Annotated in this window: 16 protein-coding genes; 7 read left to right on the forward strand and 9 right to left on the reverse strand. The window is 38.8% G+C overall.

Annotated elements, in window-relative coordinates:
- Positions 1–30 precede the first annotated feature (30 nt).
- Positions 31–1203, forward strand: a complete 1173-nt coding sequence (locus B4Z90_RS10650) for an FAD-dependent monooxygenase (protein ID WP_286768344.1) — start codon at positions 31–33, stop codon at positions 1201–1203.
- Between the two features lie 3 nt (positions 1204–1206).
- Entirely contained in the window at positions 1207–1602 is a 396-nt protein-coding gene (locus B4Z90_RS10655) for a hypothetical protein (RefSeq protein WP_286768343.1), read from the forward strand.
- 283 nt (positions 1603–1885) lie between these two features.
- Here B4Z90_RS10655 and B4Z90_RS10660 read toward each other — a convergent pair whose 3' ends face one another.
- Complete coding sequence (locus B4Z90_RS10660) at positions 1886–6394, reverse strand: AAA domain-containing protein (RefSeq protein WP_286802181.1); 4509 nt, start codon at positions 6392–6394, stop codon at positions 1886–1888.
- 262 nt (positions 6395–6656) lie between these two features.
- Here B4Z90_RS10660 and B4Z90_RS10665 point away from each other — a divergent pair, with 262 nt between their 5' ends.
- Positions 6657–7403 (forward strand): hypothetical protein, encoded by a 747-nt coding sequence (locus B4Z90_RS10665; RefSeq protein ID WP_088161284.1) that lies wholly within the window; start codon positions 6657–6659, stop codon positions 7401–7403.
- A gap of 81 nt (positions 7404–7484) precedes the next feature.
- Here B4Z90_RS10665 and B4Z90_RS10670 read toward each other — a convergent pair whose 3' ends face one another.
- Positions 7485–8012 (reverse strand): hypothetical protein, encoded by a 528-nt coding sequence (locus B4Z90_RS10670; protein ID WP_286774931.1) that lies wholly within the window; start codon positions 8010–8012, stop codon positions 7485–7487.
- 219 nt (positions 8013–8231) lie between these two features.
- Positions 8232–8702, reverse strand: a complete 471-nt coding sequence (locus tag B4Z90_RS10675; RefSeq protein WP_286769522.1) for a hypothetical protein — start codon at positions 8700–8702, stop codon at positions 8232–8234.
- 10 nt (positions 8703–8712) lie between these two features.
- Between B4Z90_RS10675 and B4Z90_RS10680 the strand changes: the two genes are divergently transcribed.
- Positions 8713–9453 (forward strand): Rpn family recombination-promoting nuclease/putative transposase, encoded by a 741-nt coding sequence (locus B4Z90_RS10680; RefSeq protein ID WP_286774933.1) that lies wholly within the window; start codon positions 8713–8715, stop codon positions 9451–9453.
- Positions 9454–9583: 130 nt separating this feature from the next.
- Here B4Z90_RS10680 and B4Z90_RS10685 read toward each other — a convergent pair whose 3' ends face one another.
- Positions 9584–9802 carry a hypothetical protein gene (locus B4Z90_RS10685; protein WP_145331369.1) on the reverse strand — a complete coding sequence of 73 codons (219 nt, stop codon included), beginning with the start codon at positions 9800–9802 and terminating at the stop codon, positions 9584–9586.
- Positions 9803–10431: 629 nt separating this feature from the next.
- Between B4Z90_RS10685 and B4Z90_RS10690 the strand changes: the two genes are divergently transcribed.
- Both B4Z90_RS10690 and B4Z90_RS10695 read left to right on the forward strand, forming a co-directional pair.
- On the forward strand, positions 10432–11547 hold the full coding sequence (locus B4Z90_RS10690; protein ID WP_286769525.1) for a hypothetical protein: 1116 nt from the start codon (positions 10432–10434) through the stop codon (positions 11545–11547).
- Between the two features lie 18 nt (positions 11548–11565).
- Positions 11566–11916, forward strand: a complete 351-nt coding sequence (locus B4Z90_RS10695; protein ID WP_145331365.1) for a hypothetical protein — start codon at positions 11566–11568, stop codon at positions 11914–11916.
- 90 nt (positions 11917–12006) lie between these two features.
- On the opposite strand, the gene B4Z90_RS10700 is transcribed toward B4Z90_RS10695, so the two are convergent.
- From B4Z90_RS10700 to B4Z90_RS10715, 4 genes are read right to left on the reverse strand one after another with little or no spacing between them, the layout of a single operon-like run.
- On the reverse strand, positions 12007–12378 hold the full coding sequence (locus B4Z90_RS10700; protein ID WP_286769526.1) for a response regulator: 372 nt from the start codon (positions 12376–12378) through the stop codon (positions 12007–12009).
- A 2-nt stretch (positions 12379–12380) separates the two neighbouring features.
- Positions 12381–12752, reverse strand: a complete 372-nt coding sequence (locus B4Z90_RS10705; protein ID WP_286769527.1) for a response regulator — start codon at positions 12750–12752, stop codon at positions 12381–12383.
- Between the two features lie 7 nt (positions 12753–12759).
- A complete protein-coding gene (locus B4Z90_RS10710; RefSeq protein ID WP_286769528.1) occupies positions 12760–16344 on the reverse strand; it encodes a response regulator in 3585 nt (1194 codons plus the stop codon).
- 8 nt (positions 16345–16352) lie between these two features.
- A complete protein-coding gene (locus B4Z90_RS10715; RefSeq protein ID WP_145331359.1) occupies positions 16353–17822 on the reverse strand; it encodes a hybrid sensor histidine kinase/response regulator in 1470 nt (489 codons plus the stop codon).
- Between the two features lie 426 nt (positions 17823–18248).
- On the opposite strand from B4Z90_RS10715, the gene B4Z90_RS10720 reads away from it, so the two are divergent.
- Positions 18249–18374 (forward strand): hypothetical protein, encoded by a 126-nt coding sequence (locus tag B4Z90_RS10720; protein WP_280176864.1) that lies wholly within the window; start codon positions 18249–18251, stop codon positions 18372–18374.
- Positions 18375–18512: 138 nt separating this feature from the next.
- On the opposite strand, the gene B4Z90_RS10725 is transcribed toward B4Z90_RS10720, so the two are convergent.
- Positions 18513–19670 carry a zinc-dependent alcohol dehydrogenase gene (locus B4Z90_RS10725; RefSeq protein WP_070568391.1) on the reverse strand — a complete coding sequence of 386 codons (1158 nt, stop codon included), beginning with the start codon at positions 19668–19670 and terminating at the stop codon, positions 18513–18515.
- Positions 19671–20658: the final 988 nt, after the last annotated feature.

The following is a 20658-nucleotide window of genomic DNA, read 5'->3' on the forward strand; positions in this document are numbered from 1 at the left end:
AAAGATATTTGCTGTATAAAAATGAAAAAAATGAAAAAAAATATTATTATTTCAGGAGGTGGCATCGCTGGATTGACTGTTGCAAAACTGTTGAGCAAACAAGGGCATAAGGTGACTGTTTTGGAAAGAGCGGCATCATTCAGTAAGTCCGGATTTCTTATTTCGCTTAAGAGTTTTGGCGTTCGTATTATTGAAGAATTAGGATTAGCAGAACAATTACAACAAGCATCGTCACCCTCTGAATTTGTAAATTTCAGGGAGTCAGACGATTCAATTATACAAAGTCTTAGCTATGAGAAAATGAACGAGAATATTGAACGTTCCGTTCTGATAACGCGAGGCGGATTGCATCACGTTTTATACAACGAAGTAAAAAATGAAGTGAGTATTCATTTTTCATCTTCTGTTGAAAACGTAATGCATGATGAAGACAAAGTCCAAATATTACTCAACAACGGAACTGTGTTGGAGGCCGATCTCCTTATCGTTTCAGAAGGGTTACGCTCTACGACAAGACAAAATTATTTTCCGGAAAGTACGCTAGAGGATTTTAAATTTGTTTATATGGGTGGACGATTGAAAGAGCATCATTCTTATGAGGTTGGCAAATTCAATATCTATATTGATGTGAATAAGATGCTGTCTATTTATCCCATTGCTTCCGATGAAATAGCCATTCAGTGCTATTTACATAATACAGGAGATTTACCATCTGTTCAAAATAAAGCTAATGAAATACTCAAAACATCTTTTGCTGGGTATAATGAAGATATACAGCATTTGTTAGGTCGCTTCGCGGATAACGGTCTAATGTTTATTGATAAAATGGGGATGGTAAATTCATCCACTTTAGTAAATCGTAATGTGGTTTTATTGGGAGATGCGGGGTATTGTCCCACTGCGCTATCGGGAATGGGAGCATCATTATCAATTTATGGAGCAAAGGCGCTAGCTCATTTTATTCATCAAAATCCGAATGATTTAAAAACGGCTTGTTGCAATTATGATACCATGATGCAGCCAATAATTCAGAAATTTCAGGCTAATGCAAAAAATAATTCAGCATCATTTATCCCTGATAGTAAAGAAAAATTAAACTGTTTTGTCCATTCATTCAGAGCCGCCTCTGAGGCTGATGTGCAAAAAATAATGATTGATCCAATTTTATTAACGAAAGACCAGTTAAATTTTAAAATCAATTAGATAATGAATTTTAGAAAGATATTTTCCGTCATAGTTGGATTCGGAACGATAGGATTAATGAGTTCTGTTTTTGCAAAAATGCAAGGCTCGCTGTTCACGTCATCTTTAGAAATATTTACCAGTAAGGAAATCGCTGCCACCAATTTTTCCCAATTTATCATCAAACTTTTTTGTGTTTGGTTTAGTTGTGTGTTGGGTGGAATGGCTACTACGAGGATAGGGGGCAAGCCAAGAGAAAATCTTATAGTTGGTGGTTTAATAATACTGGTCGTGGGTTGGCTATGGTTGTCGTCTGAAAATCCTATATGGTTTTGGGTATTGCTGATTTTAGGTATTTTACCCTGTGTATTTTTAGGATATCGAGTAACTTCTATTATATGTAAATTTCATATCAAATGACCATGCGATTCTTAGTTGCAAATTGACCACCTGATTTTTTGGCGAAACTAGATTTAGTGCTGTAGGAGTAATGTCATCAAAAGCGATAATTAATATGCATCTTTTAAGTTATCAAGCCTGAACGTGAGATCAGACTTCGTCATTTGGTGTGAATAGCTCCTTTTTAAGGTTATTGTGGTTACGATTGTTGCCTCGATAACCTTTAATAGGAGTCGGGAACCAATGAGATAACATTATTTGTGCTGGTTACCTGCGAATTATCGGTTCTATCAATGGCGATTCGCTAATTATCATTTATATTGATTTTCGTTGCCACATGCACGTGGTTGTTCAAATTTGCCTCTTCTTCATCCTGTTGACGAATAAAATCAAGTAGTCGCTTCAGCTCTCCATCGGCATCATCCCACCATTTAATTGACCATATCCTATGAAATACAAAACCATATCTTTCAAGTTGCTCCTGTCGGAAACTGTCCCAAGCATAAGCTTCCGGACTGTTATGATATTTCGCGCCATCACACTCTATTGCGATGAGTGGTTTGTGGCTTGTTTTTGATTTGACAACGATATCAATCCGGAAACCGCCTACGGAATGCTGCTGTTCTAAACGATCGGCACCGATATGCTGTGCAAGTTGTTCGAATACTTCATCTTCAAATGGAGACTCAGACCCCAAGCTAAATTCTGCTGGCTCATACAGTTTATCTGTACAATACTGACTCAATAGCTGGAGAATGCCCTTTCGCAATTCGTCATTACCCTCACTTACCGCTTTCGCATAGGTAAAGTAAGCGTACATAATACCACGGCCTTTATTGCCCTTCTGTTGGATAAGATTTGGGTACTGACCAACATACTCCTGCGGGAAAGAAGTACATACATATACCTTTGACCGCGCTCGAGTGATGATTACGTTCAACATACGATGTCCTTTACCTTGTATAATCGGACCAAAGTTTTGACTAAACGAACCGTCGGCTTTTCGCCCAAATGTTGTGGATAGAATGATAATATCCCGTTCGTCGCCCTGAATGTTTTCGAGATTTTTAACAAAGAATGAATCTCCCGCCTGCGCCATTAAACTGTCGAATGCAGGGTCATTCTGGCGAACTGCACTCAGTTCCTCAAGGATCAAGTTGCGTTGGTAAATATTGAAAGTAGCAACACCCACGCTTGGAATACTGTCTTTAGCTTCCTTCATGATCTGTTGTAACAATTCGACCACTCTCAATGCCTCTTGTTTATTTACTTGCCCTTCATACAATCCATCAATCTGTAAATATTCGATAGGAGTGTAGTGCTCCTTCGCCGGAACAGGCATCAACCTATTTCCGTAAAACGCATGATTAGAGAAGTCGATAAGATAAGGGTGTTTCGAGCGGTAATGGACTTTTAAATAAGACTCCACAAACCCTTTGTCTACAGCATAAGCTAGTAAGGATTCACTATCTGCAAGGTTAAGCTGAGCCGCTTGTAGCGCAGTCCGATCAGAAAATTCATCTTCGGAGTCTTCTATCTCATCATCGATCGGATCAAGTAGCGCTCCACTTCCTTCGAAGTAAGAGGAGGGAGCCATCTGGTGCTTATCACCGGAAACAATTTTTGCTTTTCCCCGGATCAGGGCCGCGTAAGTATCTTCGAGACGCAGCTGGCTGGCCTCATCGAATATGACCACATCAAAAATTCCTTCCTCCAGTGGTAGGATAGAACTGCAGACCGATGGATTGACCAATAATACTGGAAAAAAATTAGTAAATAGTTCAAATTCTCTGTTCACAATAGTGCGGAGTGAATTGCGACGCATTCCCTTAGCTCCCTTTTTGTTAAACAAACTATTTATGTTGTGTCCTCTGGCTTTAAAATGTCCGACGGCTTCCGCTTGTTTTTCTGTCCATAAGGCAATAACACTATTCAGCTGCGCATGGTTAAACTCTTGTTTTTGCTGTTGATATTGTTGTAGTTGGTAATCGCTTTTTGGCAATTCCTGTGGCTCATTTGTCGTGAGTATCCAATACAGATACCAACATTCAAATGCATCAGCCCAATGATCTTTAAGATGTATGCTGATTCTTGTAATAAGCCTTTGTTGCGCTTCGTCCTGTGAAAGGAAAAATGATTTCCACTCATGATAGATACGGAAATCACTTATGTGCTCGTTGAATGTTGCGATAGTGTGATTAATCCTATCACATTGTTCCTGTGCGGTTTGAAGATTTATATATTGTAAAAATACACCATCCGTAATATTTCCTGTTAATTGGTTACTTTCAATATCGTCAAACGAGTTTTGTAGACTTCGATAGGCATCAGCGCGTACCGCGTAGTAGTCACGAAAATTATTAAAATAGCTTAATTGAAAAGTTACTCTTTCAGTTAGATAAGGTATTGCCTCAAGCAACCCATTGATATCGGTAACAGGAGTCGTTGGAACGATATTGTAATCAGCGATTAGCATTTGCTCTATACTATCCAATTTTTGAAGTAGGGGAGTTATCTGCGCTTTTAGTTCACTCAGTTCAGCATGAAAATGATGATCATTAATATTAGACAAATAGTTATTTATCGTATGCGGGTATTGCTCTTTCCAATCGGCTGCCTTTTGTCTGAGTTCCTCGATATTATTTAGATAAATAGATAAATCAGTCGTTTCCAAATGATCGTTATATTGATGGTCAATATAATTTTTCTGAACATGGGCTGATCTTACCTGCGCGATGCGATTCTTTAATTCGATCCTCGTTTGTTTTATTTGTTTATGTTTTCCCGAGAATATACTTAATAAACTTGTTTTAAATTTTGCACCACTACTATTATCCAATAAATTATTACCATATTGAGCAATGCTTGATTCAGCGTAGGCAAGATAAGTTATTATTGCATTGCTTAGCGATGTATGATAGCTGCTATAATGTTGTTGCAAAGCATCTTCATATTGCTTGAAAAATTGTTGCGCTTTAATCCGAACTGTTTGTAATGCTAAGACAATTTCGTTGATCCGCTGTTCCTGAGGAAAAGTGGATGGTAATGCCTCTTCTTGAACTGAATCTCCAATACAAAATGCTAAATAGGGCTTAAAATCCTGCTGCATTATTGCGGGAATACCGCTCAAAAAATCATCAGCCCAATGCTTTCCACTCACCTGACGTTCAGCAATAACCTGTTCAATCGTTGGAATCTGTTTATGAGCGTATGCAATAAAATCTTCAATTCTTACACGTGATGGTCCAACCTGTTGATCTAAAAACAGATCGTCTGTCAATGGTCTAAATATGGAATGGACCTGATGCGATTGCTTAAATAAATTATGGCTATGTTTTAAAATAGCAAGTGTCTTTTCTAGTTCTGTGTGATCCTGAGCAAAATTAAAATCCTCTTTCGGTATAATATTCTTAAGCGGTACCTCATTAAAGTTTTTTAATAAAGCCAAATACCGTCCTACGATCTGCGACCAACTCTTATCACCGTAGACCGTTTGAGCTAAGGCAGCATGCTGTGCGTTAATAAGTTCAGCTGATTCCTTGAGTTTTGATTTTATCGTATCATATTGGTTTTGAGCTTGCCTTACTGAGATGTGAAACGGAACTCCGATCTGACGATCTCTGACAGAATCTACGATCGCTTCACGCGCATCGTTTACATCATCAATTATACCGACTAAAGCGCCGATTTGAGGATTCGTACGTTCGATATTTGCTTTAATGACATCAAGCGCTGTTTTCTTTTCGCAGACGACAAGACATTTCATTCCATTGGCAAGTGCATTTGTTATCAGTGCAGTTAATGATTGACTCTTTCCCGTACCTGGGGGGCCTTGTATTATTTGATTCGGTTCATTTCCAAGAGCACTTATTATTGCCTGTTGGCTTGGGTCTGTATCTACGGCACTGAAAGGTGTTGTCGATAAGCTTTCCACTTTAAGCTCATCAAATTCAAAGGCATCGAAGCGATCTAATAAGCGGGAAATGTCGGTAATAATACTTTCTTTTTGCGCTCTGAACAAACCAAAAATACCACCAAAATGAATGTAAGCTTTGTTATTGGCGATAGCATCTATCTGGGATGCTTCGGGTAATACATTGATAGCTGTTTCAAAGTTTTTGCTTAGCACCTCGAGTATCTGCTCTTTACTATTTGAATTGAGTGCTTCCAGTACTTCAGCACAAGCGTTCACTAACTCGTTGCTATCAATCAGTGCGTCATCTAAGGCCTCATTGGTCAGATTGGGGAGTGTGATGTCATCTTCACTTTTGATAAAAGAAAGGAGGACTTCATTGATACTGATCGGGTGAATATCTGAATCCACTATTTTTCCATTCGCTTGAACCACTTTATTTCGCAAAAACGACCATTCATTGACTTTGTTTTTAGATTTAACGGCCTCTAGTTGCCAAATGAATAATGGGGCTTTTATGATCTTAGCGGGGTCTTTTGAAGATCTTTTTATAAGTATCGGGTAGCCGAACCCAAGGGTCTTCATCCCATGTTCTTTAAAATAGTCCTCATTTTCTATGATAATGGAGTTCAGTCGTTTAGAAATGACGGTCAGTTTCTTTTGAGCCTCCGCATCTTTTTCATTGAGATCTATTTTATCAAATGATATCTTAAATTCAAAGTTTGCTTTGGTCAACAAGGTATCCAAAAATGATTTGGCGAGACCATCCTCAATGAGGTCGAGCTGCTGTAGGTCTAACCGTGTGGCCAACCTTCCTGGCAATGCATTTAAATGAATAGATCGGGCGTTACCGCCTTTTAATTTACTTTGTAAAGATTGCAGGAAAATCTTGGATGACATAATTGTAATATTAGTATTTAACCTAAGATACAAATATTCGGTATAATCAGCAATCGAATCAAATTACCTTATCAATGCCTGTCAGCATTTTAATTAGACACTCCAGCTTCATCGCAAAGATCCTACACGAGATGGTTCAGGTACGCGTAGGATATCAAATAAATTTATCTGTTTCTGTACTAATTAGTTAATTGACACAGGATTGTTACAGGAGGAATTTTTTCTTAATTTCGAACCGTTATAGTTATAATTCATTCCATTTATGCTGTTCATTTATACACGTTACGAGTACGTTTTAGGAAGTAAAAATATCATTGCAACATTAAAAAATGAGACCATAGCGCAGAATTTCAATCTTAGTATCATTACACCTGCGACCAAATTTTTAGGGTTTCCAGTTGGAGGAGGTCTGGTAAAAATGTCTCGTTTAGTCAATCAATACGGGCAGGTCATCCACGCAAGAAATTATTCGCCTGAAATAAAAGAAGAGGTAAAGAAATTTAAGAAGACACTAGAAATTCCGTATTTCAAACTTTGGAAAGGGTATTTGATTATAGCATCGATAGCAATTATCGGCTCTATTATTTATGGTATTAAACTGAACATAGATGGTAAGAAATATCGGAATGAAAAAGAAAGTCTTGCTCAATCGGCTCAACAACTACAGGCAGGACAACTATATGGTGCAAGTTTCTTTACCGATGCTGAAGGAAATAACATCCAAGGTTTACCAGCAGGTTGGGTTAAGATTCTAAAGATAGAAGGAGATACAATTTTTGTCCAACGGTCTAAAAAAATATCGGATCGTGCGATGTTTGAAATGAAAGATTTGGAATCAATTAAGCCAACATCGGATGAAGACTGGAATAATAGGGTCGAAAAAATGAATTATACGCTATTTAAAGAAGCTGTGAACAATAAAAATTTATCCGGTATTGATTTATCTTATATTGGTGCAGATCACGATAAATATTCTGGCGTTATTATGTCTTTTAAAGGCGTTGAATGATATTATTTCTAGAATTAAAACCGGAAAAATGGGATGAAAGCTCGCAAGTTTATTGTCAGGAAGAGAACAAATACATCGATATTACCAATTATCAATATTGGTTGATTTTTCAAGAATAGATTTGATCAGCTCATTAAAGTACGCGTTTACGAATTGATGTTTTTTCTCATTTTTGGGGCTACCGTTGCCTTTGAAATAAAATTTTTTCACGTTCATTTTATTCCAAGTACCGTTGTAATTCATAATTTGAGCACTGAAAGTTGGACTATTGATTCTTATTTTTCCATCTTTAAATAAAAAAGACAAGGTGTAATCGACATCATAGTAAGCAATAGCGGATGTTTTAAGTCCTCTGTGTTTGTAAGCCGCTAAAGTGATCGCTTGCCCAGGAACCAAAGTCAGGCCTTCTTTGGGGTTGGAATATAAGCTATTGATCGATTTTAATACATTATCGTAAAGTTCTTGCTGTTTAGCGCCAGGAACTTCCACTACGGTATAATCTAGATTCTCTTTAGAAACGAAACCTGTTGGAGCTAGGGTGAAATATTGTGAAAATGCTAAATTTGTGAACAGAAGCAAAAATATTCCAGTAATTATGTAATTTTTCATATTAAATTGTTTTGAAGGAAAGTAACTCAACCAACTTTACAAAATAAGTCGTTAGTCGCATTAATTTTTTGCAATGTACTTCTTTGTGTAGGAAAATCCAAAGCGAGCGGGTTAGAGAATTGAAATTTGTATATCAAATGCGTTGAGTTTTCAATAAGATAAGTCGATCGGAAAACTATAATATAGATGCAATCATATTTCACTACATTTTATAAAATTTTAATAGATAACAATATCAAAAGCCATACTGTTTTGCCTAAAAAATATTTGAGAAAAGCCAAAACTGCCTCCCTTAACGATTAACAAGAGAGACTTTTTATTTCCCCTTTTCTGCTTGACCAGCACGATCCAATCATCTTGTACGCTTTCTGTACCCACCAATAATAGCGCATCGTCTATTGACAATAAATCGTCCTCCCAAAGTGGAGTTGTACAGGTTCGAGCGAGCAGTTGCTCCAGATTTCCTTTCATGGGTTTATAGGCATGCGCATGCTTATGGAGGACTCGATATGGCTGATGCATGTGCTCCGGCGGATGATGTAGGGGAAATATCGCAGCAAAGACCATTTGATCGAAATTGAGGATAAGTTCTTTTCCAACTGTAAGGCGAAGTGCTACGACGAAAAGATTAGCCGTGAGATCTGGCGGCAGATGGAAAGCTTTGCCGGTTATTCGTTTAACAAGGCGCATTCAGCATCTTTTGCCGTATGGCGAACGTTTTATTATTGAAGTGCAGCGCACGGCGCAGGATAATTTGAAAAAGCGCATGCTTTACTACAGTAGTAAATTGATAGCGGATCAGGCACCCAAAGGCAACCGAAGGGCTTGGAATTATGGAATTAGTGAAGTTTATATCATTGTACTGATGGATGGATTTGCAATGCCTGATGCGGGGGATGAGAAGTATTTTCTACACGATATTTGTTTATGTTATCGAGATCATGGTAAAATATTTTATGACGATCTAGGCTTTATATATGTGGAATTGGTTAACTTTGTTAAAGCTGAGGCAGAGTTAGTTAATGATTTAGATCGTTGGCTTTATGTACTCAAAAATATGTCTTCGCTAAATGGACTTTCCACTTATTTGCGTAAGCCTATTTTTGAGAAGTTATTTCAGTTAGCAGAGTATAGCAAACTAAAACCGGAGGAACGAGAGATGTACAACGTAAGTTTAAGGAATAAATGGGATGCCGAGAGTATCCGAAGTAGTCAGGAGGAGCGATTGAAACGAGCGCGCGAAAAAGCAATGGCTGAGGGAAAAGCAGAAGGAAAAGCTGAAGGAGAAGTTATCGGAAAAGCCGAAGGAAAGGCGGAAGTAATAAAAAATCTTTTGTCTTCGAATAAGTTTTCGATATCGGAGATAGCCGAATTAGCGAACGTCACTGTAGAATTTGTAAATGAGGTCCAGGCTGAGATAGCTAAATACGGCCATGGTTGATAGTCTACGCTTGTCCTACAAAGGGCAAGTCACTAAGGATGCCAAGCGGACACCACTGGTTGCAGAACCTTGGACAGGACACTCCTAGCAACTCGAAGAATTTAGGAAAGACGGACAATTAATAGTAGACCTATTTCGGCAGGGTAGCAGTTCCCGAAAGTATGGTCTCAAAATTATCTTCACTTATGAGGTTCCAACTAGCCCAATCTTTATACCATCGGAGTTCATAGGAAATACTGGTGCCATTTTTTTTCAGAATAAGTTTATGCTCACCAGGTTCATCCATAAAAACAACTGATTTGTCAACTTTAGTTCTTAATTCAATGGCAGATTGTGCCAATTCCTTCAACGAATCGTGAAAAAAGGAAATGTTGAGTGTGACAGTCTTTTCTATATTGCCAATTTCAAGAGCAGCCTAGTCTCCAGTATTAAAGGTGAAAACTGATTTCATTGTTTTTAGCGATTTCCTCTACAATTTAAAAAGAATATATTATATCCGTGGGATTTTGTATTTCAAACCTCACACTTTTCGGTATCTCCCACATACCGCCTACATACACCTCATCGAAGCTGATCGTTGGCAGATCGGTATTGTATTGGCGTGTTCTATTATTGCACAGGTTACTTGCAAATAAAGTTGATGATTTTTCATTGTTAGATAGAATACATATATGGTTTCCTCGTCAACAATATATTAGCTGTTTTCAGCTTTGTGTTAACTTTTTGTTATAGAATATTTAAAAAATTAACATAAACCTTTTTTTATTTAAAGATTTATTACACAAAAGTGTAGGATTGAATATTTCATTTCATTGAAAGAAAATTATAATTAAATTTGTGAATCAAGTTTCTGTATGTAATAGTGGTTTTTAGTATTTTTTTTAAAATATGTTCTTCCTTTTCAATAGAATGCTTGATAGAAGAAAACGTATTCAAATAATAGCAAGCTGACTTGCTTGATTTTTAATTTTAAAATTAATGATAAAGATCATATCGAATAAGGTTATTGTAAATACCAGAATTGCTGCGGCATGTTTTATAGTTTTAGGATCAGCATCTTGCAGTAAAAGTCCAATGCCAGTTAAGCCACCTATCGTCGATAGTACAGGTAAGAAGATAGACTATAGTGTTTATGATTTTGAAAGAATGGCAGCGCTTAGTAATCGTTGGATATCCGATACATTATGGAATGAAAAAAAGAACGAAATTATCGGATTTAGGCTTAAGAAGGCAGCAGATTATGCTTTTTCGTATGATTCTGAAAATTATTTAAAACAACCTTATTTTAATGTATTTGTTTCCTTAAACGATTTTCCAGAATTTAATTTGACCCAGTATCAATCGCAGTCTGCCTCCTATATTCCTTATGTGCGATTTAATCGTTATAATTCAAATCCCGTCGCGTATCAAAAAATTGCGAGCAGACAGGATCTAGATCAATTTATAAAAGATAAGTTTGTTGACAAGGGCCCGGTAAATTACTATGGCCATCAGGATTATATTTATCATTTTAAGCAATTTGAGAATCTACGTCTTGTTTTTAGCGGAGATGTGGATATAAAATCGAAGTTCGCCATCCCTGATTCACGTTATAATAGGATGGAAAATACGGGCTGGCTATACTATAGTTATAAACCGACATTTAATATCAAATCACATGCAGAGGAAAAAGATTTCAAGAAACTATTCCCTACGGCGAATTTAACTGGAGGCAACATTGTCAGGGTAGCAGAAATAGAATATGGAAAAAGTGCTTATATGGTCGTGGATGGCCCTGAAAAAATTAAGCCTATCATCTCTAAATTATCTTTAGACCCGCAGAGTTTAAGTGCTGACGATAAGAATCTTTTAAACAAACAACGAGCTTATTTTTACCTTATTGGCTATCAATCTTCGGATTTAGATCTGATACGAAATGCGCCTAGCACCGTAGAAAAAATAGATGCTTATCTAGCCTTGGCAATTCGCTCCCCAGAAACAAAGACTTACGAATATCCCCATATAGGAGTTCCCGCTTTATATAAATTAGAGTCATCCAATTTAAATGATGAAACTTTCAAAACCCTTCAGTTTACAAAAGAAATAAAATTTTAATACATAATATAAACTAAAATGAAAAGTAGTCAATTAAGTCTTGTACTCCTGGCCGGGGTATTGGGATTCTATTCCTGTAAAAAAGACAACTCGAGTCTAAAAAATGAAATCGGAAATAACGAGGATTCCCTGTTAAAAGTTTTCCAAAACACGAAGATCATCGAAAATCCAATTATTGACCTGACTAAGAAAGGAAATTCGAGCAGACTCCGGGCCGGAGGAATCATTAGAGACAGCGTCTGGCAAAATGGGCTTGGCAATACCTATTTTGTTGAGTCTGATAATATAACCATTTCATCAGAAACGGAGGATTATGCCTATCCAGGTGCAATATTCAATAGCAAAAATATCATTAGGTCCACCAGGTAAAGCATTAGTGCAAATATCAAGTATGTCGTTAATCCCTAAAATAATAAAATTGGTGCCCAAGATTGATAAACTTTTGGGGAGTAAAAGATCTTAATAATTTAAATTTAGCATTTTATTGATCACCTTCTCCAGATCGACGATGTCGAATGGTTTTTCCAGGTAGTCATCAGCTCCTGCCAGTTTAGCCAAGCTTTCTATATCTTTGTTCGCGGAAAGATAAATTACCGGTATTCTCTTGAATTCCTGATGGTTTTTGAGTAACTGAGTCGCTTCAATTCCTCCAATGGATGGTATCCAGTTATCCATTAAAATTAAGTCAGGCTTTGTCTCAGTAACCTTTTCTATCACGTCGTGGGAGGTAGAGGACACAGCTATTGAATATCCGAAGCTCTCCAATATCATAGAAATCATCTCCAGCAATTGTTTGTCATCGTCAAACAATAATATTTTCTTCTTTTCCATTCTTAAAATTTTTCGATCAGCGGAATAAGTTCGTCGATATCTATAGGTTTAGAAATATAACCATCTGCGCCAGCACTTAGGCATTTTTCCCGGTCACCGGACATGGCCTGAGCAGTAACCGCAATTATGGTAACATCGTTAAATATTTCGCTGGATCCCTTGATCTTGGCAATGCCTTCATATCCATCTATTTCAGGCATCATCATATCCATTAGCACGATATTGATATTTTTATGCTGATGGAGTATTTCAAGCCCTTCTGCTAAGGAAGCACTGCTTAGTACAGCATAACCTTTTGACTTAAGAACCAATTTTAGGGCAAAAATATTATAAGGTTCATCATCGATGATCAGAATCAATTTTTTATTGTCCATATTTTAATCAGTTGTATAACCATACACGTAATAATGAAAGCAATTGATCGGTGTCCACGGGCTTTGAAATATAATCAGAGGCCCCGGCTATGATACACCTTTCCCTGTCACCGATCATGTTTTTTGCTGTTATGGCAATTATCGGTATTTCACTATAATGGGGATTTTGACGAATCATTTTAATCGTTTCATACCCATCCATTTCGGGCATCACCATATCCATAAGAATAACAGAAATATCATCGTGTTCTTCAATTTTGTCTAGACCTTCCTTTCCGTCCATTGCAGAAACAACATTAATCTGATACCTTTCAAGCGCTTGAGAGAGATAATAAATAGTGCGTATATCGTCATCGACGATAAGAACTTTTTTATTTTGCAGTACTTCTCTGATGGTTCCTAAAGACGATTTTTTTGACCATTCTTCACCAGGATGGTTTCCTACTAAATGCAAAAACAGTCCAACTTCGTCCAGTATTCGCTGGTAGGAATTTGCCGTTTTGATGACAATCGAATCGGCATATTGCTTCAATTTTAGCTCTTCAGATTTCGAAAGATTCTTCCCTGTGAATACAATGATAGGTATATTTTCTAAACCGGGTTTTTGTCGTATCGAGTCTAATGTGTCATATCCCATATTGCCCGGAACGCCCATGTCCAGTATAACGCAATCTGCTTTATCAGAATAGAGACTGTCGACGCTTTCTGTAACGGTAGTCTTTATTTCAGAAATGATATCATAGCTTTCCAAAAAGTTAGCAAGTGCTGCTGCATGTTTTGAATTTTCCTCTACAATAAGCACCTTTTTCGGATTCCGGGCAAGTGCTTCCTCAATTTTTATAAACATCTGCGCCATTTGTTCCAGCGCAATAGGTTTATCCATAAAATCGATAGCCCCTTGGAGCAGACTTTCCCGTTTAACTTCAAAAGATGACATAACATGGACTGGAATCGGACGTGTAATTGGATTGTTTTTAATCTCTGCCATAACCTGCCACCCATCTTTTACAGGTAATTGAATATCCAATAAAATCGCCGTAGGCTTATACCTTATCGCTGCATCAGCTGCCTGGTCTCCACGCACGATGACTACCCCTTTATACTTTTGCTGCCGGGTATACCTAAGCAGCGCTTTAGCAAAATTAACATCATCTTCCACGATCAATATCACTTTATCGTCCTCTTTTATATCATTCCGGTCATCATCAACATCCGGCGGGATAATGTCAACGGTATGCGGATTACTGGACATTATGATGTCCTGTGTTTTTTCGATGTTTTCCGCAATGGACTGTATAAGCTCTCCCGTTGTCGTAACAGTATTTTCTTCCAGATTTTCGGGAATTAAAAGGGTAAAGGTACTTCCTTTTTTTTCCTGGCTACTTAAACGGATCTCTCCGCCCAACAGACGCGAGAGTTCACGGCTGATCGAAAGCCCAAGACCTGTCCCGCCAAATTTACGGCGTGTGGATCCGTCAGCCTGCTGAAAAGCTTCAAAAATGACGTCCTGTTTGTCCGGTGCAATTCCTATACCGGTGTCAGTTACGGCAAAAGCAATCTGTCCATCTTGTGCCTCGCTTGGGAAGACGGAAAGTGTGACTTGTCCCTCTTTCGTAAACTTGATGGCATTCGATAATAGATTCCGTAGGATCTGGTCCAGTCGCTGGCGGTCAGTACGTATTGTCTTTGGCAGGTTGTCTGCCAATTTTATTGTAAATGAGAGTGCTTTTTCCCTTATAATCGGAGAAAATAGATTGTCCAGGTCTTTTGTCAGATCCGAAATTGCAACCTGCTGATAATCGAGTTCCATTTTACCGGACTCAATTTTTGAAAGATCGAGAATTTCGTCGATAAGGGTCAATAGGTTTTTTCCCGATAATTGGATCACCTCGGCCGATTCAATCTGTTCGGTTGTCAGGTTCTTTTCGGGATTATCCGACATTAGGCGTGATAGAAGCAAAATTGAATTGAGCGGTGTACGCAGCTCATGTGACATATTTGCCAAAAATTCTGACTTATATTTCGTGCTCCGCGCCAGTTCTTCCGCTTTTTTCTGAATTTCCTGATTTCGGTCTGCTATCAGTATATTTTTTTCTTCTAGCATTGCAGAGCGTTGCTCCAGTTCTTTATTGGCTTGCAGCAGTTCTTCCTGTTGTACGCGTAGTTCTTCTTCGGACGTCTGGAGTTTTTGGGTATGGATTTCAAGATTTGCATTGAGATTTTCCAGCTCGGCATGCTGTGCCTGAAGTTCCTCTGTCTGCGATTGCGTTTCTTCAAGCAGCTGCTGTACTTTCAGCCGCGCCTGAGCTGCAACAATCGCTGCACCAATATGACGGCCCGCTTCTCTATAAAAGGGCATCTGGGGTTCCTTGAATTTCCTGAAAGAACCAAGTTCAATAACACCAATGCAGGTGTGACCATCAAAAATTGGAAGTAATAAGATCGAATGCAGGGGTAAATATCCTGCAGTAAAACTGACCACATTTTTCGAAGGATATGGATTTTCTATGATCCGTACTTTGCCGTCCACAAACGCCTGACCGACAGCGCCTTCTCCGGGTGCGATAAATTGCCGCATCGAATCTTCATGGCCGTAGGCTCCTATCAGTGCTAGCTGCGTATGCTCAAGGATATAAAGGGAGCCGTTGGCACATTCCCCATAAGTGACTAAGATTTGCAATGCATCGGAAACTAGATCTTCTTTCACTTTGTTGCCGACTAAAACTTCGTTTAGCAAGGCGAGCCCGGTCTGGCGCCATTCATTGTCGCTAAGTTCATCGAAAGATTGTTTTAACGAATCTGCCATATTGTTTAGTGAACCGGCTAAACTTCCTAGTTCATCATGCTCCTGGTCATTGATTTTAACCGAATAGTTTCCGGCAGCAATCTGTCCCGCAATACGTTGTGTTGCGACGAGTCTTTGGGTGATCTCCCTATCTTTTTTCTTAAGGTCTTGTTCGAGCTGTACCCGTTTCGCCAGGTCCCTTCTAAGCCTTATATAAGAAAATATGGTAATGAACAGCGAAAAAATCGCAGCGATGATCACAAAAAGTGAAGTCAATGTTGATGCCGTATTGAGCCTTCCGGACCTACTGTCGAGCAATTTCTCTTCATTGTCCACAAGTCTGGCGAGAAGCGCACGGCATCTGTCCATATATTTCTTGCCCTCCTCCATGTCCGCTAAGGTCACCGTACCCCGGGCCTTTTTTATGTTAACCAGTCCGGCCAGTTTATTCAATCGGGACTCGACCAGCTGGCCGATGCTATCTATTATTTTTTGCTGCGGGAGATTGTCCGATACCAGGTCACGGGCGGTGGCAATTGACTGAGGGAGGGAGCGGGAACTGCTATAATAGGGTTCCAGAAAATGTTCTCTTCCGGTGAGCAGAAACCCCCGCTGTCCAGTCTCGGCATTTTGCAGGTCGATCAAAATTCTGTTCGAGCGTGCAATGACACGTCTACTGTGATCAACCATTTGACTATTATGGATCTGATTACGGATACTTAGATATGATGCTGTCGAACTGGTCAATAACAGGGCCAGTGAAAATCCAAAGCCGATCTGCAGATCTCTTAAAAAACGTTTTGGCATTGCCTGGTTCAATTTAAAGGTAAAGAAAAATAAAAAGTAGATCCTCCTGTGGGGGCACTGCGTACACCGATAGTTCCATTGTGCTGCTTAATTATTTCAGCGCAGATATAAAGACCAATCCCCAGACCCTGAAAGTTTACGGACGATTCTTCCACACGGTAAAACTTATCAAACACGTGTTTTTGCCTGTTTTCCGGGATACCTATACCGCAATCGGTGACAAATACACTAACTGAGTCAGATTCATATTGTATGTCTACTGTTATACAGGGCCTATTGACTGAATATTTTATCGCATTACTGAGAAAATTGATCAAGACTTGCTCTATACGCCTCTTATCACCTTTTATCATGTGGTTGATAAGATTGGGATCGTAATGAAAATAAAAATCAACATCGGCATTCATCTGTCTCATTGAGGATATAGTCTCTTCAATCAGGTTTTCAATTACAAAATCCTCTTTTCTTAAATTTAGCTGGCCGCTATCAATTTTAGAAATATCGAGCAGGTCTTTTATCAGCTCCTGTAACTTATCTACATGTCCATCTAGGGTAAGGAGATGTTTTTGGATAGAAGAAATGTCGTTTAAGCCGATCAGGCGCATCATAAATTGCACATAACCCTTAATACTGGTCAGAGGTGTCTTTAGTTCGTGGCTGGCAATGCTCAAGAATTCGTCTTTCTTTTTTTCCAATTGTTTTCTGTGGTCAATGTCCGTCAGGGTTCCCACCCAAATTGGGCCCGATTCCTGCTCGCGTATCGGTGCTATGCGAAGAAGAAAATATTTGTAATTTTCTGCGCTAAGCTCTTTGATGCGGACTTCTTTTTCATAAACCGTTCTGTGTGACACAGCGTCAGTCCATAGCATTTTGATCTCCTCGTCATCGGGATGTGTGGGCGGAAAAGATTCAGCGGACCGAGCAAATCGGTACCATTGGGAATTGACAAATTTTATGTCCCCATCAAAATTTGCAGTGAAAGCCAGCTGCGGTAAGGATTCGAGTGTCAGGTGGAGCTGGTCAACCTGTTTTTCAAGGGCACGCTGGGCTTTTTTGCGTTCTTCGATTTCAGATAGAAGCTGTTCCTGCATTTTATTGAGAGCGACTGTCTTTTCATGGAGATCATAGAAAGTTTTGACTTTCAGATTCAGGATATCCGGATCGACAGGTTTAGTGACGTAATCATGACCACCGGAAGCATATCCCTGCGTAATGAATTTTTTGTCCTTGCTGACTGCCGATAGGAATATTATCGGGATATTTTTTGTTTTATTGAGGCCACGTAGGGTTGCTGCAACTTCAAATCCATCCATATCCGGCATCTGGACATCCAGAATAATGAGTACGTAGTCGGTTTTCAGGGATTTTTTTAGCGCTTCCTCACCAGAGAGGGCAGTATCCACTAAAAAATTTTTTGATTCTAAGAGCTTCTTTAACGAAAATATGTTTTCTTCTTGGTCATCTACAATTAAAATCATGGTTTCTGCATTTATGTTTAACGGTAGTTTGAGATTGTATAAGTAAATGTTAAATATACACAGTTTATTTGTATCAACGAATTCAACTCTGTCCTAAAGGGAAAATTTTTGATAAATTATAAAAGCCGGCAGCAAATATAGATTTAGCCGTTTATAAATTGGGGTAATATAGAAAATCGATACAAGTCTACCAAAACTAGCTTTGCCGTATTTTTGTTGATCATGTTTTCCTCATTAGTTCATATTTTGATTATTTATTCGACTCGGTTTTAAAACATTTTTGGAGGGCAAATGGTTGGGTAAGGATACTTAAAAATAAATGAACTATTGTAGCTTCAATAATGCATAGAAATAAACTCTAATTATCTGATATAGTATTTACTATCGTCTTAAAGCGTATGATTGATTTACAAAAAATATTTGCAGATGGGGTGGTCCCAGATCGAAAGTGCTGCAGTTAATTTTAAAGGGGGGATTACAGCTTACACGCTTGAAGAGAAAGTAGACCAAAGCACAGCAAAAATATGGAGAAAATATTTTGGTAACTTTTGAAGGAATACTTGCGAAGCTATTTTAGCGATTTGCGAAAAGGCCTAGCAGCATTAACCGAACGATAAACCGCGAGGAAAAATCATTTAATGTTTACAGCAAGCCTGCTCGTTTTTCGTGATTTTTCCTCGCAAATTTATCTTAGGGTTTCAAAACTACTTTAACGCAATCGTCTTCTTTCTCATTGAAGATTTTATAGCCATGCTCCGCTTCAGTAAGCGGAATGGTGTGGGTGATAATATCATCGAGAACTACTTTATTTTCGCTGACGAGGTTCACAAGCTTGTCAATATAGTTAAGAACAGGGGCTTGACCCTGCTTAATGGTGATACCTTTATCAAAAATCCTGAATAGTGGGAAATTATCGTATGGTGAACCATATACGCCCATGATCGATACTGTTCCCATTCGTCTGACCGCTTCAAAGCACATTTCCAATACTTTTATCGACCCTTTTTCAAAATTTATCGTTGCTTTTACTTTATCCATAAAATTTCGTTCGGGCTCAAAGCCTACTGCATCTACGCACACGTCGGCTCCTCTTCCGTTAGTCATTTCACGAATTGCCTGAATAACATCTACTTTATGTGGGTTTAGGATTTCAACGTTATTGACTGCTTTCGCTTTCTCCAATCGATAGTCCAGTGGGTCTATAGCGATAACTCGACCAGCACCATTAAGCCATGCTGCTTTTTGAGCCATCAGGCCGACAGGACCCGAACCAAAGATTGCAACAGTTTCACCGCCTTTCAGATTTGCCCAATCAATCGCAGACCATCCGGTAGGAAAAATGTCTGTTAAAAACAAAGCCTGTTCATCAGTCAGGTGTTCGGGAATAATCCGAGGACTGATATCGGCATAAGGAACGCGTACATATTCAGCCTGACCGCCAGAATATCCTCCGTAAAGATCAGTATAGCCAAAGAGTGCACCACCTTTTTGATCCATCAAATCCCCGTTGGGACCATAGTGTTTAAAGTTTGAATTCTCGCAGGCAGGAGATGCTTCATGCGTACAGAAAAAACATTTTCCGCAAGCGATCGGAAAGGGGACTACTACACGGTCGCCTTTTTTTAGATTGGTGATTTCTGAGCCCACTTCCTCTACGATGCCCATAAATTCGTGTCCCATGATCAGGTTTTCCTTCTGCGGGACTGCACCGCTTAGAATATGTAGATCGGAGCCACATATTGCGGTCGCGGTTACTTTTAGAATGACGTCTCTTGGGTCAAGTATAGCTGGGTCAGGTACATTATCGACCCTGATATCGCCGGGCTTATGGAATACTGCTGCTTTCATAATTTATATTTTAGAATGTGTGTACATTTAACCAATTATTAATCTGTGTTTTAAAGGAACACATCCAAAACAACTTTGGTTCAAAAAATAATAGCACACAACTATTCACATCTCAATGAAGGGTATTTTTCTCAAAAGATAACGTATATGCAACATCAATATGTGTCAAACCATTAGGTGTTCGGTGATGTTCACGGTGAAAGAATAATTCATTAAATGAAGGTGATGAAGATTAAATAGAATAGGTTGTATGGCGGAGTGATATTATTTTTTAACTTCACTAGAATCAATCTCTGTCGAAGAGTCTTCGAATTGCTCTATTGTTTTTTTGAGTTCTTTCCGCTCGCAACAATACTAAGGCTTATCAATAACAGCAATGATAAGGTAATTAGGTAAGGTCTTTTGCTTTAGCTCAAAGCAGCCGAAGCCCGTTGACATGTAACCAAGGCGGGCATCTAATAAGCATTACCTCCCTTAACGATTAATAAGGGAGGCTTTTTATTTCCCCCTTTTGTGCTTTACCAGCACGATCCAATCATCTTGCACGCGTTTCGTGCCTACCAATAATCGCGCATCGTCTATTGACAATAAATCGTCCTCCCAAAGTGGAGTTGTGCAGGTTCGAGCGAGCAGTTGCTCCAGATTTCCTTTCATGGGTTTATAGGCATGCGCACCGGATTTCCGCCATAAGTAAGTGAAGTTTAAGCCAATCCTTTACTATAAATTATATCGCTGACAATGAATGTGATAAAAATTAAATCATTTCTCGCTGTTGATTGTTTGCTAATAATATTAGTAATTTTGAATGCAGCAATTACCAAAAATCAAAGGCGACAATACAGGGCTTTTGATACAATTGAAAAAAACATGGAGAGGAGTATAGTACATTGTGATCTCGATACATTTTTTGTATCTGTAGAGCGTTTGCAGAACAGCAAGCTCATCGGAGTACCCGTGCTCATAGGCGGAAGTAGTGACCGCGGGGTAG

The organism is Sphingobacterium sp. UBA5639, from assembly GCF_002421245.1.
Taxonomy (GTDB): domain Bacteria; phylum Bacteroidota; class Bacteroidia; order Sphingobacteriales; family Sphingobacteriaceae; genus Sphingobacterium; species Sphingobacterium multivorum.